At 76.1% G+C, this 18,098-nt stretch carries 14 protein-coding genes and 1 riboswitch; of the genes, 6 read left to right on the top strand and 8 right to left on the bottom strand.

Annotation, left to right across the window (positions count from 1 at the left end):
* The first annotated feature begins 504 nt into the window (after window positions 1–504).
* Window positions 505–2,508, top strand: a complete 2,004-nt coding sequence (locus tag OU787_RS02485) for a sigma-70 family RNA polymerase sigma factor (protein WP_268658377.1) — start codon at window positions 505–507, stop codon at window positions 2,506–2,508.
* 54 nt (window positions 2,509–2,562) lie between these two features.
* Here the strand turns inward: OU787_RS02485 and OU787_RS02480 are convergent, their stop codons facing one another.
* Window positions 2,563–4,032 carry an amidase gene (locus OU787_RS02480; protein WP_268658376.1) on the bottom strand — a complete coding sequence of 490 codons (1,470 nt, stop codon included), beginning with the start codon at window positions 4,030–4,032 and terminating at the stop codon, window positions 2,563–2,565.
* A gap of 201 nt (window positions 4,033–4,233) precedes the next feature.
* Between OU787_RS02480 and OU787_RS02475 the strand changes: the two genes are divergently transcribed.
* Window positions 4,234–4,740: a hypothetical protein gene (locus tag OU787_RS02475; protein ID WP_268658375.1), complete on the top strand. Its 507-nt coding sequence runs from the start codon at window positions 4,234–4,236 to the stop codon at window positions 4,738–4,740.
* A 124-nt stretch (window positions 4,741–4,864) separates the two neighbouring features.
* Here the strand turns inward: OU787_RS02475 and lanL are convergent, their stop codons facing one another.
* The 3 genes from lanL to OU787_RS02460 form a co-directional block, all read right to left on the bottom strand.
* Window positions 4,865–7,525 carry a class IV lanthionine synthetase LanL gene (gene lanL, locus OU787_RS02470; protein WP_268658374.1) on the bottom strand — a complete coding sequence of 887 codons (2,661 nt, stop codon included), beginning with the start codon at window positions 7,523–7,525 and terminating at the stop codon, window positions 4,865–4,867.
* Window positions 7,526–7,527: 2 nt separating this feature from the next.
* Window positions 7,528–7,695 carry an SflA family class IV lanthipeptide gene (locus tag OU787_RS02465; RefSeq protein WP_162870071.1) on the bottom strand — a complete coding sequence of 56 codons (168 nt, stop codon included), beginning with the start codon at window positions 7,693–7,695 and terminating at the stop codon, window positions 7,528–7,530.
* A gap of 598 nt (window positions 7,696–8,293) precedes the next feature.
* Complete coding sequence (locus tag OU787_RS02460; RefSeq protein ID WP_268658373.1) at window positions 8,294–9,304, bottom strand: NADP-dependent oxidoreductase; 1,011 nt, start codon at window positions 9,302–9,304, stop codon at window positions 8,294–8,296.
* Window positions 9,305–9,418: 114 nt separating this feature from the next.
* Between OU787_RS02460 and OU787_RS02455 the strand changes: the two genes are divergently transcribed.
* Window positions 9,419–9,997 carry a TetR/AcrR family transcriptional regulator gene (locus tag OU787_RS02455; RefSeq protein ID WP_030461097.1) on the top strand — a complete coding sequence of 193 codons (579 nt, stop codon included), beginning with the start codon at window positions 9,419–9,421 and terminating at the stop codon, window positions 9,995–9,997.
* 104 nt (window positions 9,998–10,101) lie between these two features.
* A riboswitch (ZMP/ZTP riboswitch) is annotated at window positions 10,102–10,191 on the top strand.
* Between the two features lie 37 nt (window positions 10,192–10,228).
* Window positions 10,229–11,392 (top strand): phosphoribosylaminoimidazolecarboxamide formyltransferase, encoded by a 1,164-nt coding sequence (locus tag OU787_RS02450; protein WP_268658372.1) that lies wholly within the window; start codon window positions 10,229–10,231, stop codon window positions 11,390–11,392.
* A 28-nt stretch (window positions 11,393–11,420) separates the two neighbouring features.
* On the opposite strand, the gene OU787_RS02445 is transcribed toward OU787_RS02450, so the two are convergent.
* From OU787_RS02445 to OU787_RS02430, 4 genes are all read right to left on the bottom strand, one after another.
* A complete protein-coding gene (locus OU787_RS02445; protein ID WP_268658371.1) occupies window positions 11,421–11,915 on the bottom strand; it encodes a protein-tyrosine phosphatase family protein in 495 nt (164 codons plus the stop codon).
* A 324-nt stretch (window positions 11,916–12,239) separates the two neighbouring features.
* Complete coding sequence (locus OU787_RS02440; protein WP_268658370.1) at window positions 12,240–12,890, bottom strand: response regulator; 651 nt, start codon at window positions 12,888–12,890, stop codon at window positions 12,240–12,242.
* Complete coding sequence (locus tag OU787_RS02435) at window positions 12,878–14,140, bottom strand: sensor histidine kinase (RefSeq protein WP_268661788.1); 1,263 nt, start codon at window positions 14,138–14,140, stop codon at window positions 12,878–12,880. The genes OU787_RS02440 and OU787_RS02435 overlap by 13 nt, the downstream gene beginning before the upstream one ends.
* A 243-nt stretch (window positions 14,141–14,383) precedes the next feature.
* Window positions 14,384–15,136 (bottom strand): TetR/AcrR family transcriptional regulator, encoded by a 753-nt coding sequence (locus tag OU787_RS02430; RefSeq protein ID WP_268658369.1) that lies wholly within the window; start codon window positions 15,134–15,136, stop codon window positions 14,384–14,386.
* 161 nt (window positions 15,137–15,297) lie between these two features.
* Here OU787_RS02430 and OU787_RS02425 point away from each other — a divergent pair, with 161 nt between their 5' ends.
* A complete protein-coding gene (locus tag OU787_RS02425; RefSeq protein WP_268658368.1) occupies window positions 15,298–16,365 on the top strand; it encodes an alpha/beta fold hydrolase in 1,068 nt (355 codons plus the stop codon).
* Window positions 16,366–16,462: 97 nt separating this feature from the next.
* Complete coding sequence (locus tag OU787_RS02420; protein ID WP_268658367.1) at window positions 16,463–17,659, top strand: aminotransferase class V-fold PLP-dependent enzyme; 1,197 nt, start codon at window positions 16,463–16,465, stop codon at window positions 17,657–17,659.
* Window positions 17,660–18,098: the final 439 nt, after the last annotated feature.

Here is an 18,098-nt window from a genome sequence, read left to right as displayed (position 1 = left end):
TCTTCCGTGCATGTGCCACGTGCGCAACCACTGCGCCACTCCCGACTGTAACAGCTCGCCCCACCGGGGAGTTGCCGCCGCACGGGCCGGCGGCCGGTCGATGGCCTTCGGCCGATGGTCTTCGGTCGGGGAAGGCCGGGCACCGCGCCCCGTGCAGGGGAAGGGCGCGGTGCCCGGCGGACCCTGCCGGGCCGGGTGGGCCGGGGTGGGGGCCCGGCACCCGGCAGGGCCGGACGGCGGCCGGGGCGGTGGGGGCCGCCCGGCCGCCTGGCTCAGGCGGGGCCGGAGACGGCGCGGCGGCGGTGTCCTCGTGCCATCGCGGGCCGTCCTCCTGCCCCTCGGGGTGCGGATGCACCGGGTGTACGCATCGGAGACCCCGGCCGGGGGTCCCCGCCAACACAAATTCCGGTCCGGGGAAGAATTTCTGTTGGCGGGCGCCCCCGCGGCCGGTCTCCGATCCGTACACCCGGCGCACCCGCCACCCCGACGTAGAGGAACGGACCCATGCCGAACACCAGACGCAGCGGACCCGACGCCGGGACGGTGGCGGCGGCCCGCGCCGGCGACCGGCAGGCGCTGGAACACCTGGTGGCCCACAGCCTGCCGCTGGTCTACAACATCGTCGGCCGGGCGCTGAACGGCCACGCCGACACCGACGACGTCGTACAGGAGACCCTGTTGCGCATGGTCCGCGGACTGTCCGAACTGCGGGACCCGGCCGCCTTCCGGTCCTGGCTGGTGGCCATCGCCGTCCGGCAGGTCCGCAACCGGCAGCAGGACCGGGCCGCCGCCCTCGACCGGTCCGCCCCGATCGAGGAGGCCGAGGCGATACCGGACCCCGCGCTCGACTTCGCGGGCCTGACCGTCCTGCGCCTCGGCCTCACCGAACAGCGCCGCGAGATCGCCGAGGCCACCCGCTGGCTCGACCCCGACGACCGCGAACTGCTCGCCCTGTGGTGGCTCAAGGAGACCGGCGAACTCGAACAGGCCGACCTGGTCGCCGCACTCGGCCTCAGCTCCGGCCACGCCGCCGTCCGCACCGGCCGGATGAAGAAGCAACTCGACCTCTCCCGCCTGCTGGTGCGCGCCCTGGCCGCCGACCCGCGCTGCCCCGGCCTGGCCGCCACCACGACCGGCTGGGACGGCACCCCCGGCCCGCTGTGGCGCAAGCGCCTGGCCCGGCACGTGCGCGACTGCGCCCGCTGCACCGGCGAACGCAACGGGCTGCTCCCCGCCGAACGGCTGCTGTACGGCCTGCCGTTGCTGGCCGTCCCGCCCAGCCTCGACCCGGCCCGGATCCTCGCCGCGCTCACCCCGGGCGGGCCCGGCGGCCATTCCGGCTCCGGCGAGCCCGGCGGGTCGCACTCCGATGGCCCCGGCGGCCATTCCGGTTCCTCCGGGGGCGCCCCGGGTCGGGGTTCCGGCCACCGGCGGCCGCGCCCCGTCCGGACGGCGAAGCCGCTGCTGGCCAAGCCGGTGCTGGGCGGGGCGGCGCTGGTGCTGGTGGCGGCGGCCGTCCTGGTCGGGGCCGAGCTGGTGCCGGGGCAGGACACCGTCCCGGCGGCGGCGCCCGGGCCGTCCGGGGCCGTCGCGCCGCCCACGGCCGCCGAGGCGGCGGCCCCGCCAGAACCTGACGGTGCGTCACCCTCGGCTCCGCCCACGCCTTCGCCGTCCGCCCCGCCCGCGTCCTCGCCCGTGCCGTCGGAGTCCGTCCCGCGGTCCGCCACAGCCGCCGCGTCCGCCCCGGTGGCGCAGGACGCCGCCGTCGTCGCGTCCGCGCGCAAGGGCGTCGGCGTGTGGGCCTTCGACGGGGCGAGCCAGGCGCTCGCCGCGTCCGGGGCGGGCTGGTACTACACCTGGGGCACCCAGCACCCGGGCATCAGCACGCCCGCGTCGGCGTCCTTCGTCCCGATGATCTGGGGCGCGTCCTCGGTCACCGACGCCGCCCTCGCCCAGGCCCGCGCCAACGGCCCCTACCTGCTGGGGTTCAACGAGCCCGACATGGCCGCCCAGTCGAACCTGACGGTCGACCGGGCGCTCGAACTGTGGCCGCAGCTGATGCGGGCCGGGCAGGTCCTCGGCAGCCCGGCGGTCGCGTACGGGGCCGACACGCCCGGCGGCTGGCTGGACCGCTTCATGGCCGGCGCCGACGCCAAGGGCTACCGGGTCGACTTCATCACGCTGCACTGGTACGGCGGGGACTTCCGCACCCCGCAGGCCGTCCAGCAGCTGACCGCCTACCTGGAGGCCGTCCACCGGCGCTACCACAAGCCGATCTGGCTCACCGAGTACGCCCTGATCGACTTCTCCCAGGGCACCCGCTTTCCGAGCGCCGACCAGCAGGCCGCCTTCGTCACCGCCTCCACCGAGGCCCTGGACGCGCTGCCCTACCTCCAGCGCTACGCCTGGTTCGGCCTCGGCGCGGACCCGGCGAAGCCCAGCAGCGGCCTGTTCACCGACGGGACGACCGCCACCGCCGCCGGCCGGGCCTACCGGGCCGCCCGCTGAGCCCCCGTCAGGTGCCCGGGTCCGGGCCGGGGCACCTGACGGGGCCGGGCCCGGTCAGTGGAGTGCGCGGGGCGGGCGGAAGCCGCCGAGCCGCTCCTCCAGGAGTTCGGCCAGGCGCAGCGGGGTGCGGTCCTCGTACATCGGGCCGATCAGCTGGACGCCGACCGGGAGGCCCGCGGCGGACGGGCCGGTGGGGACGGCGGTGGCGGGCAGGCCGGGCATGGTGGCGAGACCGGCCCAGACCAGCTGGTCGAAGTAGGTGTGGGCGGTGCCGTCGACGGTGATCCGGCGGTTCATCAGGTCGGGGTCCTGGTCGTGCGGGAAGGCCGCGGTGGGGGTGATCGGGGCGACGACGGCGTCGAACTCGGCGAAGAGCTGCCGCCAGGCGTGGCGGTGCAGTTCGCGGCGGCGGTCGGCGCCCAGCCAGTCGCGGTGGGAGAGCAGCAGGCCGCGCAGCCGGGCGGCGACCAGGCTGTGGTCGTCCTCGCTCAACCCGGCGACCTGGGCGGCGAGTTGCTGCTGGCTGCCGACCGGGAACTGGACGGCGACGGCGGAGGACAGCAGCAGGGTGTAGAGCTCGGCGGCGTCGGCGAGGTCGGGCAGCAGCGGGCTGTGCCGTTCGATCCGGGCGCCGCCCTCGGCGAGCGCGTCGACGACCCGGGCCAGGCCCGCGCGGACGTCGGCGCCGGTCGGGATGAGCGGGTGCTCGTCCAGGACCAGCACCCGGAAGTCGGAGAGCCGGTCGTGGCGGGCGGGCGGCAGGTCCAGGGTGTGGGCCAGGCCGGAGGTCAGCGGGTCGGGGCCGGCCATCACGTCGAGCAGCAGGGTGAGGTCGCGGGCCGAGCGGGCCATCGGCCCGGCGACGGCCAGGTCGATGTCGGCGGGCAGCGCCGGGGCGTGCGGCGGGACCATGCCGCGAGTGGGCAGCAGGTGCAGGGTCGGCTTGTGCGCGTAGACGCCGCAGAAGTGGGCGGGGGTGCGCAGCGAACCGGCGATGTCGGTGCCCAGCGACAGCGCGCCGAACCCGGCGGCCAGGGCGGCGGCCGAGCCGCCGGAGGAGCCGCCGCAGGTGCGGGTGCGGTCCCACGGGTTGACGGTGGTGCCGTGGATCTCGTTGTAGGTCTGGATGTCCTGGAGCCCGAGCGGCACGTTGGTCTTGCCGAGCACCACCGCGCCCGCCGCCTTGACCCGGGCCACCTGCAGGGCGTCCTCGGCCGGGACGTGGTCCCGGAACTGCGGCATGCCCCAAGTGGTGGGCAGCCCGGCCACGTTGTACGACTCCTTGACCGTCACCGGCACACCCAGCAGCGGCCGTTCCTCCCCCCGCGCCCGCGCTCGGTCGGCCGCCCGGGCGGCGTCCCGGGCCCGCTCGAAGTCCGGCGCGCAGATCGCGTTCAGCGCCCCGTCCTCCCGCTCGATCCGCCCGATCGCCTCCTCGGTCAGCTCCACCGAACTGACCTTCCCGGCCCGCAGGGCCGCCGTCAGTTCCCCCGCCGTCGCGTACGTCCACGTCTCATCGGTCATGGCACGGGACGCTACGTGCCTCCCGCTCCGGGCACGAAATACTTTGTGCGGCAAGGGGGAAGGGCGTCGTTCGAGGGCGTTCCGAGAGGGGGCCGAGAGCGCGCCGACAGTGCGCCGACAGCGGGCTGCGGGTGATCCGACAGCGGCCGCCGCGACGATGGGCGCACCGGAACGAAGGACGAACGACGAGGGGGCGCAACGATGGACGGACACCTGGACGGGACGCTGGTCGCGCGGATGCGGGAGTACCTGGCGGCGGGCACGGCGATGGACCTGGCGGCGCTGGAGGCGCTCTACGACGAGGAGTTCGAGAACGTCCGGACCGACGAGGCGGGCCGGGTCGCGGTGCTGACGAAGGCGCACTTCATGGCGCGGTTCCGGGCGCTGGCCGCGCGCGGCGAGGGCGTCGCGGACGGCGGCACGGACGACGTCCGCTTCCTGTCCGCGGGGCGGCGCGGCGACCAGGGCACGGTCGTCATGTACCGCTGCGAGGACGGCCTCCCGGCCCGCTACGTCTTCGTATGGCGCTGGGAGGACGGCCGGTGGACCACCCTGCTGCGGGAGTTCACCTTCGAGCGGGACGTCTCACCGCTGCTGGCCCTGCTCGCGGCAGTGGCGGCGGGCGGGAACGGGGCCGGGGCCGGTGCTGGGGCCGGGGTCGGGAGCGGTGCTGGGGCCGGGGCCGGGGGTGCTGCCGTCGAGGGGTGAGGCCGGCGGTTGGTCCGGCTCTTGCGCGGCGGCAGCAGGCGCTCCTGCGGGCCGTTGTCGTCCTGCCGGCGCAGCCGGGCGGTGAACGTCCGTCCCGGAGGCGGGAGTTCGGGTCGTCGGGCGGTCAGGGGAGGGTGCCGAGCGGGGGACTGCCGGGGGAGTGCAGGCGGCGGAGGAAGGCGAGGACGCCGGGGGTGCCGGTGGCGTGGCCGAAGGACTGGCGGACCAGGCCGGCGTCGGGGAAGACCGGCCGGGCGGCGGGGCCGGCCGAGCGGGCCAGCACGAGGGCGGCGACGGTGCCCGCGGCCTCGTGGAACTCCGGTGCGGCGGGGGCGAGTTCGAGCATCAGGTCGCCGACGCCGGCCAGGCCGCAGCACTGGGTGACCAGCGGCATCCGCGGGGCCAGGTCCAGGCAGGCGAGGGCGCACCGTTCGGCGAGCGCGCGGTGGGCGGGTTCGCTGAGCTGCTCGGCGGCGCGGGCCAGGACGGCGCCGATCCCGGCCAGCCCGCGGCACCAGGAGCCGTAGCGGCGGCTGGCGCCGGGCCGGGTGGCGGCGGCGAGCAGTGCCGGGGTGGCGTCGGCGAGGCGCGCGCAGGCCAGGGCGGCGTGGTGCCGGGAGACCGGGTCGCCGGTGGCGCGGGCGTGCGCGAGAAGGAAGTGGGCGACCCCCGCGTCGCCGTGGGCGATCCCCCGGGTGAGGGCGGCGTCGCCGGGACGGGGCGCGGCGGCAGGGGTGAGGCGGGCGTGCCCGGTGGTGAGCTGGTCGCGGCAGGCCGTGGCGGCGGCGAGGTGCCGATCGGCGGGGGCGTCGGTGACGGCGGCGGCGACGGCGGGGGCCGGGGCCGGGTGGGCGCGGGCGAGGAGCAGGTGGCCGAGGCCGGTCCCGGCGGCGCCGTCGATCAGGTCGGCTTCCGGCGGTCCGCCGCCCGGGCGCTGGTCCGGCAGGTCGGTGGCGGTGTGCGGAGGCGGTGCGCCGGCGGCGGTCAGGAACAGGTCGACGCCGGTCCGGCCGCAGTACAACCCGGCCGGGAGCGTGCGGTGTTGGCGGGCCGTCCAGTCGGCGAGCGCGGCGACGGCGGCCGGGACGCCGGGGCGGTGCAGGTGCTGGAGCAGTTCCAGCCCGAGCCCGGAACTCCCGCCGTAGACGTCGACCGGGGCGGGGACGGCGGACCGGTCGGCACGCGCCGGGTCGGCGATCCGGTGGGCCTCGGCGACGCAGACCGCGACGGTGTGCTCGACGACCTCCGCCAGCAGGTCGGCCGGTATCTGCGGTGCGGCGGGCGGCCGTCGGCGGCTCGGCCGCTCGGCTTCCCGGCGCGGGAGGCCCGTTCTGGTCAACTTGGCTTTATTCGAAGTCTGTTGGAGGGCCGCCTGCCCGGCTTCCCGGCGCAGGCGGTCCGCTCCGGCGGTCCGGGTGGCGGGGTCGGGGCTGGTCAAATCGCCGATCAGGGCGCGGAATTGCTGGTGGGCGGGGCCGGGGATGGCGAACTCCAGGCAGGCCAGGGTGCGTTCGCGGTTGACGGCCGGGTCGGGGTCGAGCACGACCGGGTCCAGGCCGGTGGCGGCGAAGTGCAGGGTCATGCCCAGGGCGTGGTAGTCGTCGGCGGGCAGTGCCGGGGCGCCGGGCCGGTGTACGGGGCCGCTGTAGCCGGGGGTGGAGCCGTCCGGGCCGGTGCCGTGCCGGGCGCTGATGCCGAAGTCGACGACGTGGCAGTGCCCTTCGGCGTCCAGCACGACGTTGTCGGGCTTGAGGTCGCGCACCACCACGCCCCGCCGGTGGGCGCCGTCCAGGACGCGCAGCAGCCGGGCGGCGAGCGGGCCGGACGGGTGCGGGCGGTCCGTTCCCATCGCGGCGAACGGCCCGTGGTCGTGCACCTCGCGGCGCAGGTCGCGGCTGCCGCAGTCGGTCGTGACCAGGTACTCGTCGGCGCGGTGGCGGAAGTAGTCGAGGGCGCGCGGGACGCCGGGGAGGCCGTCGAGCGCGGTGAGGACGGCGTGCTCGTTGCGCAGGCGGTCGCGGGCGTCGGCGCCGTCCGCGTCCTCGGCGACGTAGGCGCGGGCCTGCTTGACCACCACGGCCAGCCCGGTGACCAGGTCCAGGGCGCGGTAGACGTTGCCCTGGGCCTTGCGGGCGATCCCGCCGGTCACCCGGTAGCGCCCGCCGCCGAAACCGGCCGCCGCGGTCGGGGTGTCCGCCGCGGACGGGGTGGCTGGCGCGCCCGGCGCGGGCGACGCGGGCGGGGCGGCCGCGGGGCGGGTGAACGGGTCCGCGGCCCACGGCGGGCAGCGGTACGCGGTGCCCGCCAGGCCGTCGAAGAGCTGTCCGTCGGGGCCGGTCATCACGGATTCCAGGCGCCCGCTGCGCCCGGTCCGGTAGTCACCGGTGAACGGCCCGTACCGGTAGTAGACGGGCGCGTCGGGGGCGAGGCGGCGGTCGCCGGTGATCGGCGGCCCCTCCCGGCCGCGCAGGACGTCGGCCAACTCGGCGGCCAGCGGCAGGAGTTCGCCCGGGACTGGGTAGACGGTGACCGCCTTGCCGACCGAAGCGGCGTTCCGGGTACCGGAGTTGAGAGTGCGCAGCACCTCGGGGTCGCGGGCCCACTTGGCGTGGCAGACGTGCCGCTCCAGCACCGGCAGGACGAGCGCGAGGACGGCGGCCAGGGTGCCCGGGCGGGCGGAGACGTGGAGCTTCCAACCGTGCTCCATCGCCGGCATCCGCGGATCGTTCAGGTACGACCAGGTGTCGTCGGACCAGGGGCGGCGGACGGCGACGGAGCCGGCCACCGTCAGGAGTTGAAGTCGCAGGCGACCCGGGTGGTCGCGGTCACCCACGGGTCGGACAGACAGGCGGTGGGGTCGTGGTCGGTGCGGTCGTCGTCCTCGAACACCAGGGTCTCGTCGTCCACGGCCAGTGGGCCGGCGTCGCGGATCGCGGTGGGGGTGGCAACGGGCATGTGACGCCTCCAGGTCTTGTCGCGCGTCCGGCGCGGCCGCGGGTTTGCGTCCGGCGCCGCGGACCGTCCGGCCCGATCGGGCCGGGGTCCTGGAGCACGAAGGTAGGCAGGAACGGTGCACCTGACAAGGGGGCGGATGCTCCGCTTCCACACCGGCGGCCGGACGGTGTGAGCGGTGGTGCCACCGGGACGGGAGTGGCGTCCGGAAGATTCCTGACCTCCCGTCAATTCGCCTCGTTGGCCGAGATGTTGGTGCCCTCGGCGTCGATGTCCGGGAGGATCCGGTCCAGCCGGCGCGGGGTCCACCAGGCGCCGCCGCGCGCACCACTCGCCCAACCGCCGCAACCGGCCCCGGCCCTTCTCCGGAACGGACCCTGACACGGTGTCGGACGAGGACATCGCCCCTCCCTGTGACATGGCCGAACCCACCCGGACGCCACTGTCCGGCCCCACCCCGGTGCACCTGCCCGGCCGCCTCCCCGCCCGCCGAACATGTCGTCGACGGCGTCCTCGGTCGTCGTCCTCGGGCGTCGCCATCGCGGTCCTCCTGCCGTCGCGGGGGACTCGCTTCCCGTGGCGGCGTTCACGAACGGGGTCCTCACACGGCGGTGAGCACGATCTTGCCCCGGAGGTGTCCGCGCGCGGCTCGTTCGTGTGCCTTCCGGGCGTCCGCGAGCGGGAAGGTGCTGTCGATGGCGACGCGGAGCGTGCCCGTGTCGAGCAGGCGGCCGAGTTCTCCGAGCTGCCGGCCGTTCGAGCGCACCTGGGTGATCGAGGTCGTGACGCCCAGCCTCGTGACCTCCGCCGGGTCGTACGTGGCGATGAAGACGAAGTGCAGCGCGCCGCCGCGCCTGAGCGTCCGCAGGAAGCGGCCGCTGCCGGGGCCGCCGACGGTGTCGAGCACCAGGTCGACGTCCCGGACGGCCTCCTCGGGGCGGGTCTTGGTGTAGTCGACGAACTCGTCGGCGCCGAGCTCGCGCAGGAACTGCTCGTGCGCGCCCGAGGCGACCGCGATGACGCGCGCGCCCTTCCACTTGGCGAGTTGCAGGCCCAGGTGCCCCACGCCGCCGGCTGCGCCGTTGACCAGCACCGTCATCCCGGCCTCCAACGGTACGGGGCGGTGCTGCGCCGGCTGGAGGGGGTTGGGGTGGTCGTGCCCGAGTTCCACCAGGTACTGCCACGCGGTGAGCCCCGACATGGCCGCCCCCGCGGCGTGCACGTGATCGACGCCGGCCGGCTTGCGGGCCAGGTCGGCGGCGGGCGCCGCCACGTACTCGGCGTACGCGCGGCCGTCGAAGCTCGGGAAGCGGAGCATGCCGAAGACCTCGTCGCCGACGGAGAAGTCCGTCACGTCCTCGGCGACCGCCGCGACGACGCCCGACACGTCCGACCCCGGAACGGCGGGGAGGCTCACGGGCGGCCTCAGTTCGGGGGGAATGCCGGGCATCCCGTCGCGCAGGTACCAGTCCGGGGGGTTGAGGCCGACGGCGTGGACGCGCACGAGCACCTCGCCCGGCTGCGGCCGGGGGATCGGCACTTCGTCGTGGCGCAGTACCTCGGGGCCGCCGAACTCGTGCAGTCGGATCGCCCTCATCGTCTTCGCCGACATGGAGATTCTCCCTCTTTCCCGCAGGCGGGCTAGGCTAGGCGTAGCACTGCTACGTGTTTCCGTAGCAGTGGTACGAATATATGTAGCAGTGCTACGGCTGTCAAAGGAGGACCCTTGCGGGCCGATGCCAGGAAGAACCGCGACCAGCTGCTCGCCGTCGCGGGCGTCGTCGTCGCCGAGCAGGGCGCCGACGCGTCCCTGCGCGACATCGCCCGGAGGGCCGACGTCGCCCTCCCCACGCTCTACCGCCACTTCCCGACCCGGGAGGCGTTGCTCGACGCCCTGCTCCGGGAGAGCTTCGACGGGCTGGCGGAACGGGCGGCCGCACTCGAAGCCTCGGACCCGCCCGAGGACGCTCTCGTCACCTGGCTGCGCGACTGCGTCGCGGTCGCACGCGAGTACCGGGGCGTCACCGAGCTGATGGCGGCCGCCATCGAGGACACCGGTTCCGCGCTCCACGCCTCGTGCGTCACCATGCGCGCGGCGGGCACCCGGCTCCTCGCCCGGGCCCAGGCCGCGGGCGCCGCACGGGCCGACCTCGACGGCACGGAACTGTTCGCCCTCGTCGCAGCCCTCGCGTGGCTCGGCGACCAGGGCTCGTTCGCACCGCGCGCCGACCACCTCTTCACCGTGGTCGCGGACGCGGTCCTGGCCGGAGGAACGGACCGCGGGATCGGGGCGGAGCGCCGCTGACGCCCGGCCGAACACGGGCGCCACCGCCCCCGGCCCCACCACCACCCCCAGCCCCCAGCCCCGCCGCCGTCCCCAACTCCGCTCCCGCCGGAGGCTGCTAGCATCGGCGCCGTCGCGACTGGCGAGAGGTGGAGCACCACCGGGGAGCGGCGCCGCACAGCACGGGACCGGCACCGTCCGCCTGGGTGTCCTCCGAAGCCGACACGCGACTTCACGGAGGGGGCCACCACCATGGACCTTCGGTACGGAATCAACCCGCAGAACACCCGCGCCCGGATCGAGCCGCTGCCCGGCACCGACCTGCCGCTGCGCCTGCTCAACGGACAGCCCTCGTACGTCAACCTGCTGGACGCGCTGAACGCCTGGCAGCTCGTCAGCGAGGCCGCGGCCCTGTTCGGCCGCCCCGCTGCCGCCTCCTTCAAGCACGTCTCCCCGGCCGGCGCCGCCCTCGCCGGACCGGTCGACCGGGCCGCCGCCGAACCGTACGGCCTCGACCCGGCCACCGTCGGCCCGCTCACCTCCGCCTACCTGCGGGCCCGCGACGCCGACCCGAAGTCCTCCTACGGCGACCTCGTCGCGGTCTCGCACGAGGTCGACCTCGAACTCGCCGACCTGCTCGCCCGGGTGGTCTCCGACGGCATCGTCGCCCCCGGCTACGCGCCCGGCGTGCTCGACGTGCTGGCCCGGAAGAAGAACGGCCGCTACCTCGTCCTGGAGGCCCGCCCCGGTTGCACCCCGCCCGCCGTCGAGACCCGCGAGGTGCACGGCGTGCGCCTGGTCCAGGACACCGACACCACCCCGCTCACCGCCGCCCTGCTCGCCGACGTCCGGGTCGGCGCGCTCACCCCGGCCGCCGCCGACGACCTGCTGCTCGGCCTGGCCGTGCTGCGCCGCACCCAGTCCAACTCGGTCTGCTACCTGCGCGGCGGCGCGGCCCTGGGCATCGGCGCCGGCCAGCAGTCCCGGGTCGACTGCACCCGGCTGGCCGGCGCCAAGACCGACACCTGGTGGCTGCGCCGCCACCCGGCCGTCCGGGCCCTCGACTTCCGCCCCGAGGTCCGCCGGCAGGACCGGATCAACTGGCAGATCCGCTACCTGAAGGGCGACTTGACGCCCGACGAGCGCGCCCGCTTCGCCGCCGCCCTGCGCGACGGCGACGTCCCCGACGAGCTCGGCCCGGACGAACGCGCCCGCTGGGCGGCCGAGTTGGACGGCGTCGCCTTCGTCTCCGACGGCTGCCTGCCGTTCCGCGACAACGTCGACCACGCCCGCCGCCACGGCGTCACCGCGATCGCCGAACCCGGCGGCTCCCTGCGCTCCGCCGAGGTCGAGACGGCCTGCGCCGAGCACGGCATCACGCTGGTGCGCACCGGCCTGCGGCTGTTCCACCACTGACCCGCCGCGACCGTGCGGCCGCACAGCCTCACGGCCGGTGCGGCGGGGTGATCCGGGCGGTCCAGGCCCGCTGCTCGGGGGTGTCCGGCACGGTCAGGCCGCGGGCCCGGGCGATCCGGGCCCAGGTGTCGTCCGGGTCCGCGCCGGAGCGGACCAGGACGGCGGCCGCCAGCAGCGAGGAGCGGCCGATCCCGGCCCGGCAGTGCACCACCAGGTGGCCGCCCGCGGCCAGCCGCCGGGCCAACCCGTCCAGCACCGGCAGGACTTCGGACGGGGCGGGGACGGTGCGGTCCGGGATCGGGACGGCGGTGAAGCGCAGCCCGGCGGCGCGGGCGAGGGACGGTTCCGCGTCCAGTCCGAGCTCGGCGCACTCGGCCGGGGTGAGCGCGCTGACCAGCTCGCTCACCCCGAGGGCGGCCAGCGCGGCCAGCTCCTCCGCGAGCCAGTCGCCGCCGCGCGGCCGGGCCATGGTGCTGATCCGGCCGGGGCCGGAGCGGTCGATCGTGAACAGGGTGGGACGCATGGCGGGGCCGACCTCCGGGCGGGGCAGGGGCGTTCGGCCGCGCGGGAGGGCGTCGGCCGGTGTGGTGCGGTGTGGTGCGCTGCGGTGTGCAGTGCGCTGCGGTGCGATACCGGCCCGGCGGTCGGCAGGACAGCGGACCGGGGCGTCGGCAGCAGGGAACGGCAGCGGGAAACGGCAGCGGGGAACGGCCGGCCGGCCGGGCACGCGCGGACGGACGGGCGCGGCGCGGCGGCGGGCGGTGCACCGAGGCTAGCACCACCCGCCGGGCGCGGGGAGGAGGGTCCGTTCGGGCCGGGGCGGCCGTTCAGGGCCGGCCGGGGCCGTTCAGGACCGGGACGTGCCGAGGAAGCGCAGCACGGCCAGGACGCGGCGGTGGCCGCTGTCGGCGACCGGGAGGTCGAGCTTGGCGAAGATGTTGTTGATGTGCTTGGCGACCGCGCTCTCACTGATCGTCAGGGTCTCCGCGATGCCGACGTTGGAGTGCCCCTCCGCCATCAGGGCCAGGACGTCCCGTTCGCGCGGGGTCAGCCGTTCCAGCGGGTCGTTGCTGCGGCGCAGCAGCAGTTGGGCGACGACCTGCGGGTCCAGTGCGGTGCCGCCCCCGGCGACCCGGCGGACCGTCTCCACGAACTCCGTGACGTCGGCCACGCGCTGCTTGAGCAGGTAGCCGACGCCGCTGGTGTCGGCGGACAGCAGGTCGGCCGCGTAGCGCTCCTCGACGTACTGGGAGAGCAGCACCACCGCCGTCCCCGGCCGCCTGCGGCGGATCTCCAGGGCGGCGCGCACCCCCTCGTCGGTGAAGGAGGGCGGCATCCGGACGTCGACCAGGGCGAGTTCGGGCCGGTGCTGCTCGACCGCCGCCAACAGGGACGGCGCGTCGTCGACTTCGGCGACGACCTGGAAGCCGCCCATCTCCAGGACCTTGACCAGGCCGACCCGGAGCAGCACCGAGTCCTCGGCGATCACCGCGCGCACGGCAGCTCCGCGGTCACGGTGGTGGGGCCGCCCACGGGGCTGCTCACGTGGAAGGAGCCGTCGATCGCGTCGACCCGTTTGGCCAGCCCGCCCAGCCCCGTCCCGGCGGAGGGGTCGGCGCCGCCGAGCCCGTCGTCCGTGACGTTCACCCGCAGCACCGAACCGACCTGTCTGACCGTCACCTCGGTGCGGGTCGCCCCGGCGTGCTTGATCACGTTGGCCAGGGCCTCGGAGATCACGAAGTAGGCCACCGACTCCACGCCGGGCGGCACCCGTTCGTCGAGGTCGACCCGCAGGCGCACCGGCAGGGGGAGTCGGGCGGCCAGGCCGGACAGGGCCGCGTCCAGCCCGCGGTCCTCCAGCACGGCGGGGTGCAGCCCCCGTACCAGGTCGTTGAGTTCGGCGATCGCGTGCTTGGCCTCCAGGTGGGCTTCGGCGACCGCCGCGCGGGCCCCGTCGGGCAGGTCGGGGGTGGTGGCCAGGACCAGGCCGAGGTTGACGGCGAGCGAGACCAGCCGTTGCTGGGTGCCGTCGTGCAGGTCCCGTTCTATTCGGCGGCGCTCGGCGTCGACCGCCTCGATCAGGCCGGTACGGCTCTCCGCCAGGTGCTCGACCCGCTGCTGGAGCCGTTGGGACCGGCTGGGGCCGAGCAGGGCCGCGGCCGCGCGGGACTCGCCCCGGGCGGCCGCGCCCGCCACCCAGGGCAGGGCGCCCAGCAGGAGCAGCCCGCCCAGCGTGTACCACGGCAGTTGCGTCGCGTACTCGAGCCAGCCCCCGCGCTCCCGCGCGGGCACCGACCAGGCCCAGCCGTAGGCGGTGGCGCCGGCCAGGCCCGCGACGGCGGCGGCCAGCACCAGCAGCTCCGCGGCGGCCAGCAGCGGGCCGAGCAGCAGGTGGTAGCCGACCTGGCGCCAGGTCTGCGCCGAGGTCAGCCAGCTGAGCGCCTGCCGGGCCGCCACCGCCCACGACCACGGCTCGGGAGCGGGCGCCGGGGGCACCACGTCCACCCCGAGGAGGATGCGGTGGCGGACCCGCTGGACGGCCGTCACCAGCGGGGTGCCGAGCACGATCAGGAGGACCGCCACCTCCAGGGCCGGTTTCCAGTGCCCCGTCCGGGCCATGAACGTCGCGGCCCAGGCCCACACCGGGACCAGGGCCAGGTGCGGCAGGACGCCGGTGGCCAGGAAGCCGGCGTCACGCCGCGCCCGCCGGGCCAGGAGTGCCGGGCGCCTCAGCCCGGGTCGAATCATCACAGCTCGACGGTAGGTCACCGCCGCGGGAGCACACCATGAAGCCCGCACCCGACTTCATGGTGAACCCTGCACCACCCCGCACCACCCTGGACCACCCCGCACCGCCCAGCTCAGCCGCTGCTCGGCCCGGCTCGGCCGCTGCTCGGTCCCGCCCGGCCCCCGCCCGGCCCCCGCCCGGCCCCCGCCCGGCCCGGGCTCAGCCCCCGCCGTGCCCGGGCTCAGCCCCCGCCGGGCCCGGGCTCAGCCCCCGTCGGGCCCGGCGGTGCGCTCGACCAGGCCCTGGAGGCCGTCCAGCACGCAGGCCAGCCCGAAGGCGAGCGGGTCCGCCGGAGCGGGGGCGGGGGCGAAGGCCCCGGCCGCGGCGGCGCGGGTGAGCGCGGGGAAGCGGTCGGCGTGCCGGGCCAGCTGGTCGGCGGTGAGCCGGTCCCACTCCCGGTCGCCCTCCTCGGTGCGGTCCAGGGACTCCTGGGTGAGGCTGCGCACCAGGCTGAGCACCAGGATCGCGGCGTCGTGCCGCTGCCGGGCGTCGAGTCCGGTGGGTTCGAGGGCGGCCAGCGCGCCGTCCAGCCAGGCCACTTGGCGCGGGCCCATGGCGTGCCGGCGCAGGCCGGTCGCGGTCAGGATCCAGGGGTGGGCGCGGTAGACGTCCCAGCAGGCGCGGGCCCAGACCTCCAGGCGGGGCCGCCAGCCGCCCGGCACCGCGTCGAGGGCGGGCGGGTCGCCGAGCACGGTGTCGACCATCAGGTCGACGAGGTCGGGCTTGCCGGGGACGTAGCGGTAGAGCGCCATCGTGGTGACCCCGAGCGCCTCGGCGACCCGCTGCATCGAGAGCGCCTCCAGCCCCTCGGCGTCGGCGACCGCGACGCCGTGCCGGGCCACCTCGGCGGGCGTGAACTTCGGCCTGGGCCCGCGCCGGGGGCGCTCCTCGGCCTCGCCCCACAGCAGCGCCAGGCTGACGTTCGGGTCCCGCTGGCTCTCCTTGTTCGCCGGCACGCGACCGGCCTCCTCTCCGTCCGGGCCGCGGGCGGTCGGCCGGGTGCCGACGGCCGTCCGACCGCGGTGTTGCCAACCGCCCAACAACTGCGTATAACTTACACAGTAATCAGCTGTGTATGACATACACAGTTAACGGACCTGCATCCCTGGAGACCCGCGTGCTCATCGCCGCCGCCCTCACCGCCGCCGCCGCCGCGACCCCCGTCGCCGGACTCCTCGCCCACCGCGCCGCCGTCCGGGCCGGCCGCGCCCGCGACCTGCGCATCGACACCGGACGGGGCGTCGACGAGAGCCACTTCGCCCCGATCGGCGGCCTCGACCAGTGGATCTCGGTACGCGGCCAGGACCGCGCCAACCCCGTCGTGCTGGAACTGCACGGCGGCCCCGGCTCCTCCAACGCCGTCCTCGCCCACCTCTCCCGCGACTGGGAGCGCCACGTCACCCTGGTCCGCTGGGACATGCGCGGCACCGGCAAGACCCTGCGCCGCTCCGGCGCCGACGGCCAGGGCGAACTCACCTTCGACCGGCTGCTGCGGGACGCCGTCGAGGTGATCGAGCACGTCCGCGCCCGCCTCGGCGTCACCCGGGTCGTCCTGCTGGGCTGCTCCTTCGGCAGCGCCCTCGGCCTGCGGATCGCCCGCAGCCGCCCCGACCTGGTCTCCGCCTACGTCGGCACCGACCAGAAGATCTTCGACGGCGGCCGCGACACCACCGACTACCACGACGCGCTGGAGCGCCTCGACCGGGCCGGCAAGAAGAAGGAGGCCGCCGCCGTCCGGGCGGCGGGCCCCGACCAACGGGCCTGGAGCGCCGAGCAGTTCGCCCACTTCAACCGCTTCGCCGCCGCCACCGACCCGTACACCTTCGCCGCGATGAAGTCCGTGGTGACGAAGTCGCTCTGGTACTCCCCGCTGCACTCCCTGCCCGAACTCGGCACCTTCTTCAGGAGCTTCCTGGTCTCCGCCGCCGTCCTCCCCGGCACCGCCGCCCTCGACGACCACGCCGACGGCACCCGCTTCGACGTCCCCTTCTTCCTCGTCCAGGGCGCCCGCGACCTGGTCAACACCCCCGCCCGCGCCCGCGCCTTCTACGACCGGGTCCAGGCCCCCGCCAAGTCCTTCACCCTGATCGAGGAAGCCGGCCACTTCGCCGTCTACCGCCGCCCCGACCTCTTCCTCGACCTCCTGCGCACCACCGTCCTGCCCGCCCTCCCCACCACCCGGTGAGTCCCGGCGGACGGCGGGAACCCGGCCCCGCCGCCGGGCCGTTCACCCTGGACACCGGGGAACCGGACGGCCGTGGTCGCGGGAGGGGTGGGCGCTGGTGGCGGGGATCGACGTCGGGCGGGTGCGGCGGGAGACGGCCGGGGTCGGGCGGGTGGTGCACCTCGACAACGCGGGGGCGGCGCTGCAGCCCCGGCCGGTGGTGGACGCGGTGGTGGAGCACCTGCGGCTGGAGGAGGAGGTCGGGGGGTACGAGGCGGCGCGGCGGCAGGCCGGGCGGATCGAGCGGACGTACGACGCGCTGGCCGGGCTGATCGGCGCCGGACGGGACGACATCGCCCTGGTGGAGAACGCCACCAGGGCCTGGGACATGGCGTTCTACGCGCTGCCCTGGGCGCCGGGCGACCGGATCCTGACGGCCCGGGCCGAGTACGCGAGCAACGCCATCGCCTTCCTGCAGACGGCCCGCCGCCACGGGGTGAGCGTGGAGACCGTCCCCGACGACGCCGACGGGCAGCTCGACGTCGACGCGCTGCGCGCGATGGTCGACGAACGGGTGAAACTGATCGCGGTCACCCACGTGCCCACCCAGGGCGGCCTGGTCAACCCGGCCGCCGAGATCGGGAAGGCGGCCCGCGAGGCCGGCGCCGTCTACCTGCTGGACGCCTGCCAGTCCGTCGGCCAACTGCCCCTGGACGTCGGCGAGATCGGCTGCGACCTGCTCACCGCGCCCGGCCGCAAGTTCCTGCGCGGCCCGCGCGGCACCGGCTTCCTGTACTGCTCGCCGCGGATCCGCGCCCGGCTGGAACCCCCGTTCCTCGACCTGCACGCGGCGACCTGGACCTCGGCGGACAGCTACCGGGTCCGCGCCGACGCCCGCCGGTTCGAGAGCTGGGAGGCCAACCACGCCGCCCGGATCGGCCTCGGCGTCGCCGCCGAGTACGCCCTCGCCCTCGGCCCGGACGCGATCGCCGAGCGCGCCACCCGCCTGGGCGCAGCCCTGCGCGAGCGCCTGCGGGCCCGCCCCGGGGTGCGGGTGCACGACCGGGGCGCGCGCCGGTGCGCCATCGTCACCTTCACCGTCGAGGGCCGCGACAGCCAGGACGTCGCCGGTGCCCTCCGCGCCGCCGGCGTCAACGTCTCGGTCTCCCTCGCCGAGTACGCCCGCTGGGACTTCGACGCCCGCTCGCTCACCTCGGTCGTCCGCGCCTCGCCGCACTACTACAACACCGAGGCCGAACTCGACCGCCTGGTCGCGGCGCTGCCCGCCCCGGTGGCGGGGCCGACGGGGGCGTAGCGGGGGTCAGACCCCGGTGCCGGAACCGAGGCCGGGGGTGGGGCCGGAACCGAGGCCGGGGGTGGGGCCGGAACCGAGGCCGGGGGTGGGGCCGGAACCGAGGCCGGGGGTGGGGCCGGAACCGAGGCCGGGGGTGGGGCCGGAACCGAGGCCGGGGGTGGGGCCGGGGGCGGGTTCCGGGGGTGCGGGGCGGCCGGCGAGGCCGTGCAGGAGGAGGTCGGTGAGGGTGTCGACCACCTCGGCGTCGCCGTGGGCCGGGTGGTCGGTGGTGAGCAGGGCGTAGGAGAGCATGCCGAGCATCGCGCCCATCGCCGGGGCGAGCAGGGCGGGGTCGCCGGGGAGGGGGCGGCCCTGCTCGCGGAGGTAGTCGAGGTGGTCGCGCAGGACGTCGGTGTCCGCGGTGAGGCGCTGCCAGGCCCGGCCGGAGCGGGGGCCCTCG

The organism is Kitasatospora sp. YST-16, assembly GCF_026802215.1.
Classification (GTDB): domain Bacteria; phylum Actinomycetota; class Actinomycetes; order Streptomycetales; family Streptomycetaceae; genus Kitasatospora; species Kitasatospora cineracea.
The sequence above is the reverse complement of the archived record's forward strand: the minus strand, read 5'-3'. Positions and strand labels throughout refer to the sequence as shown.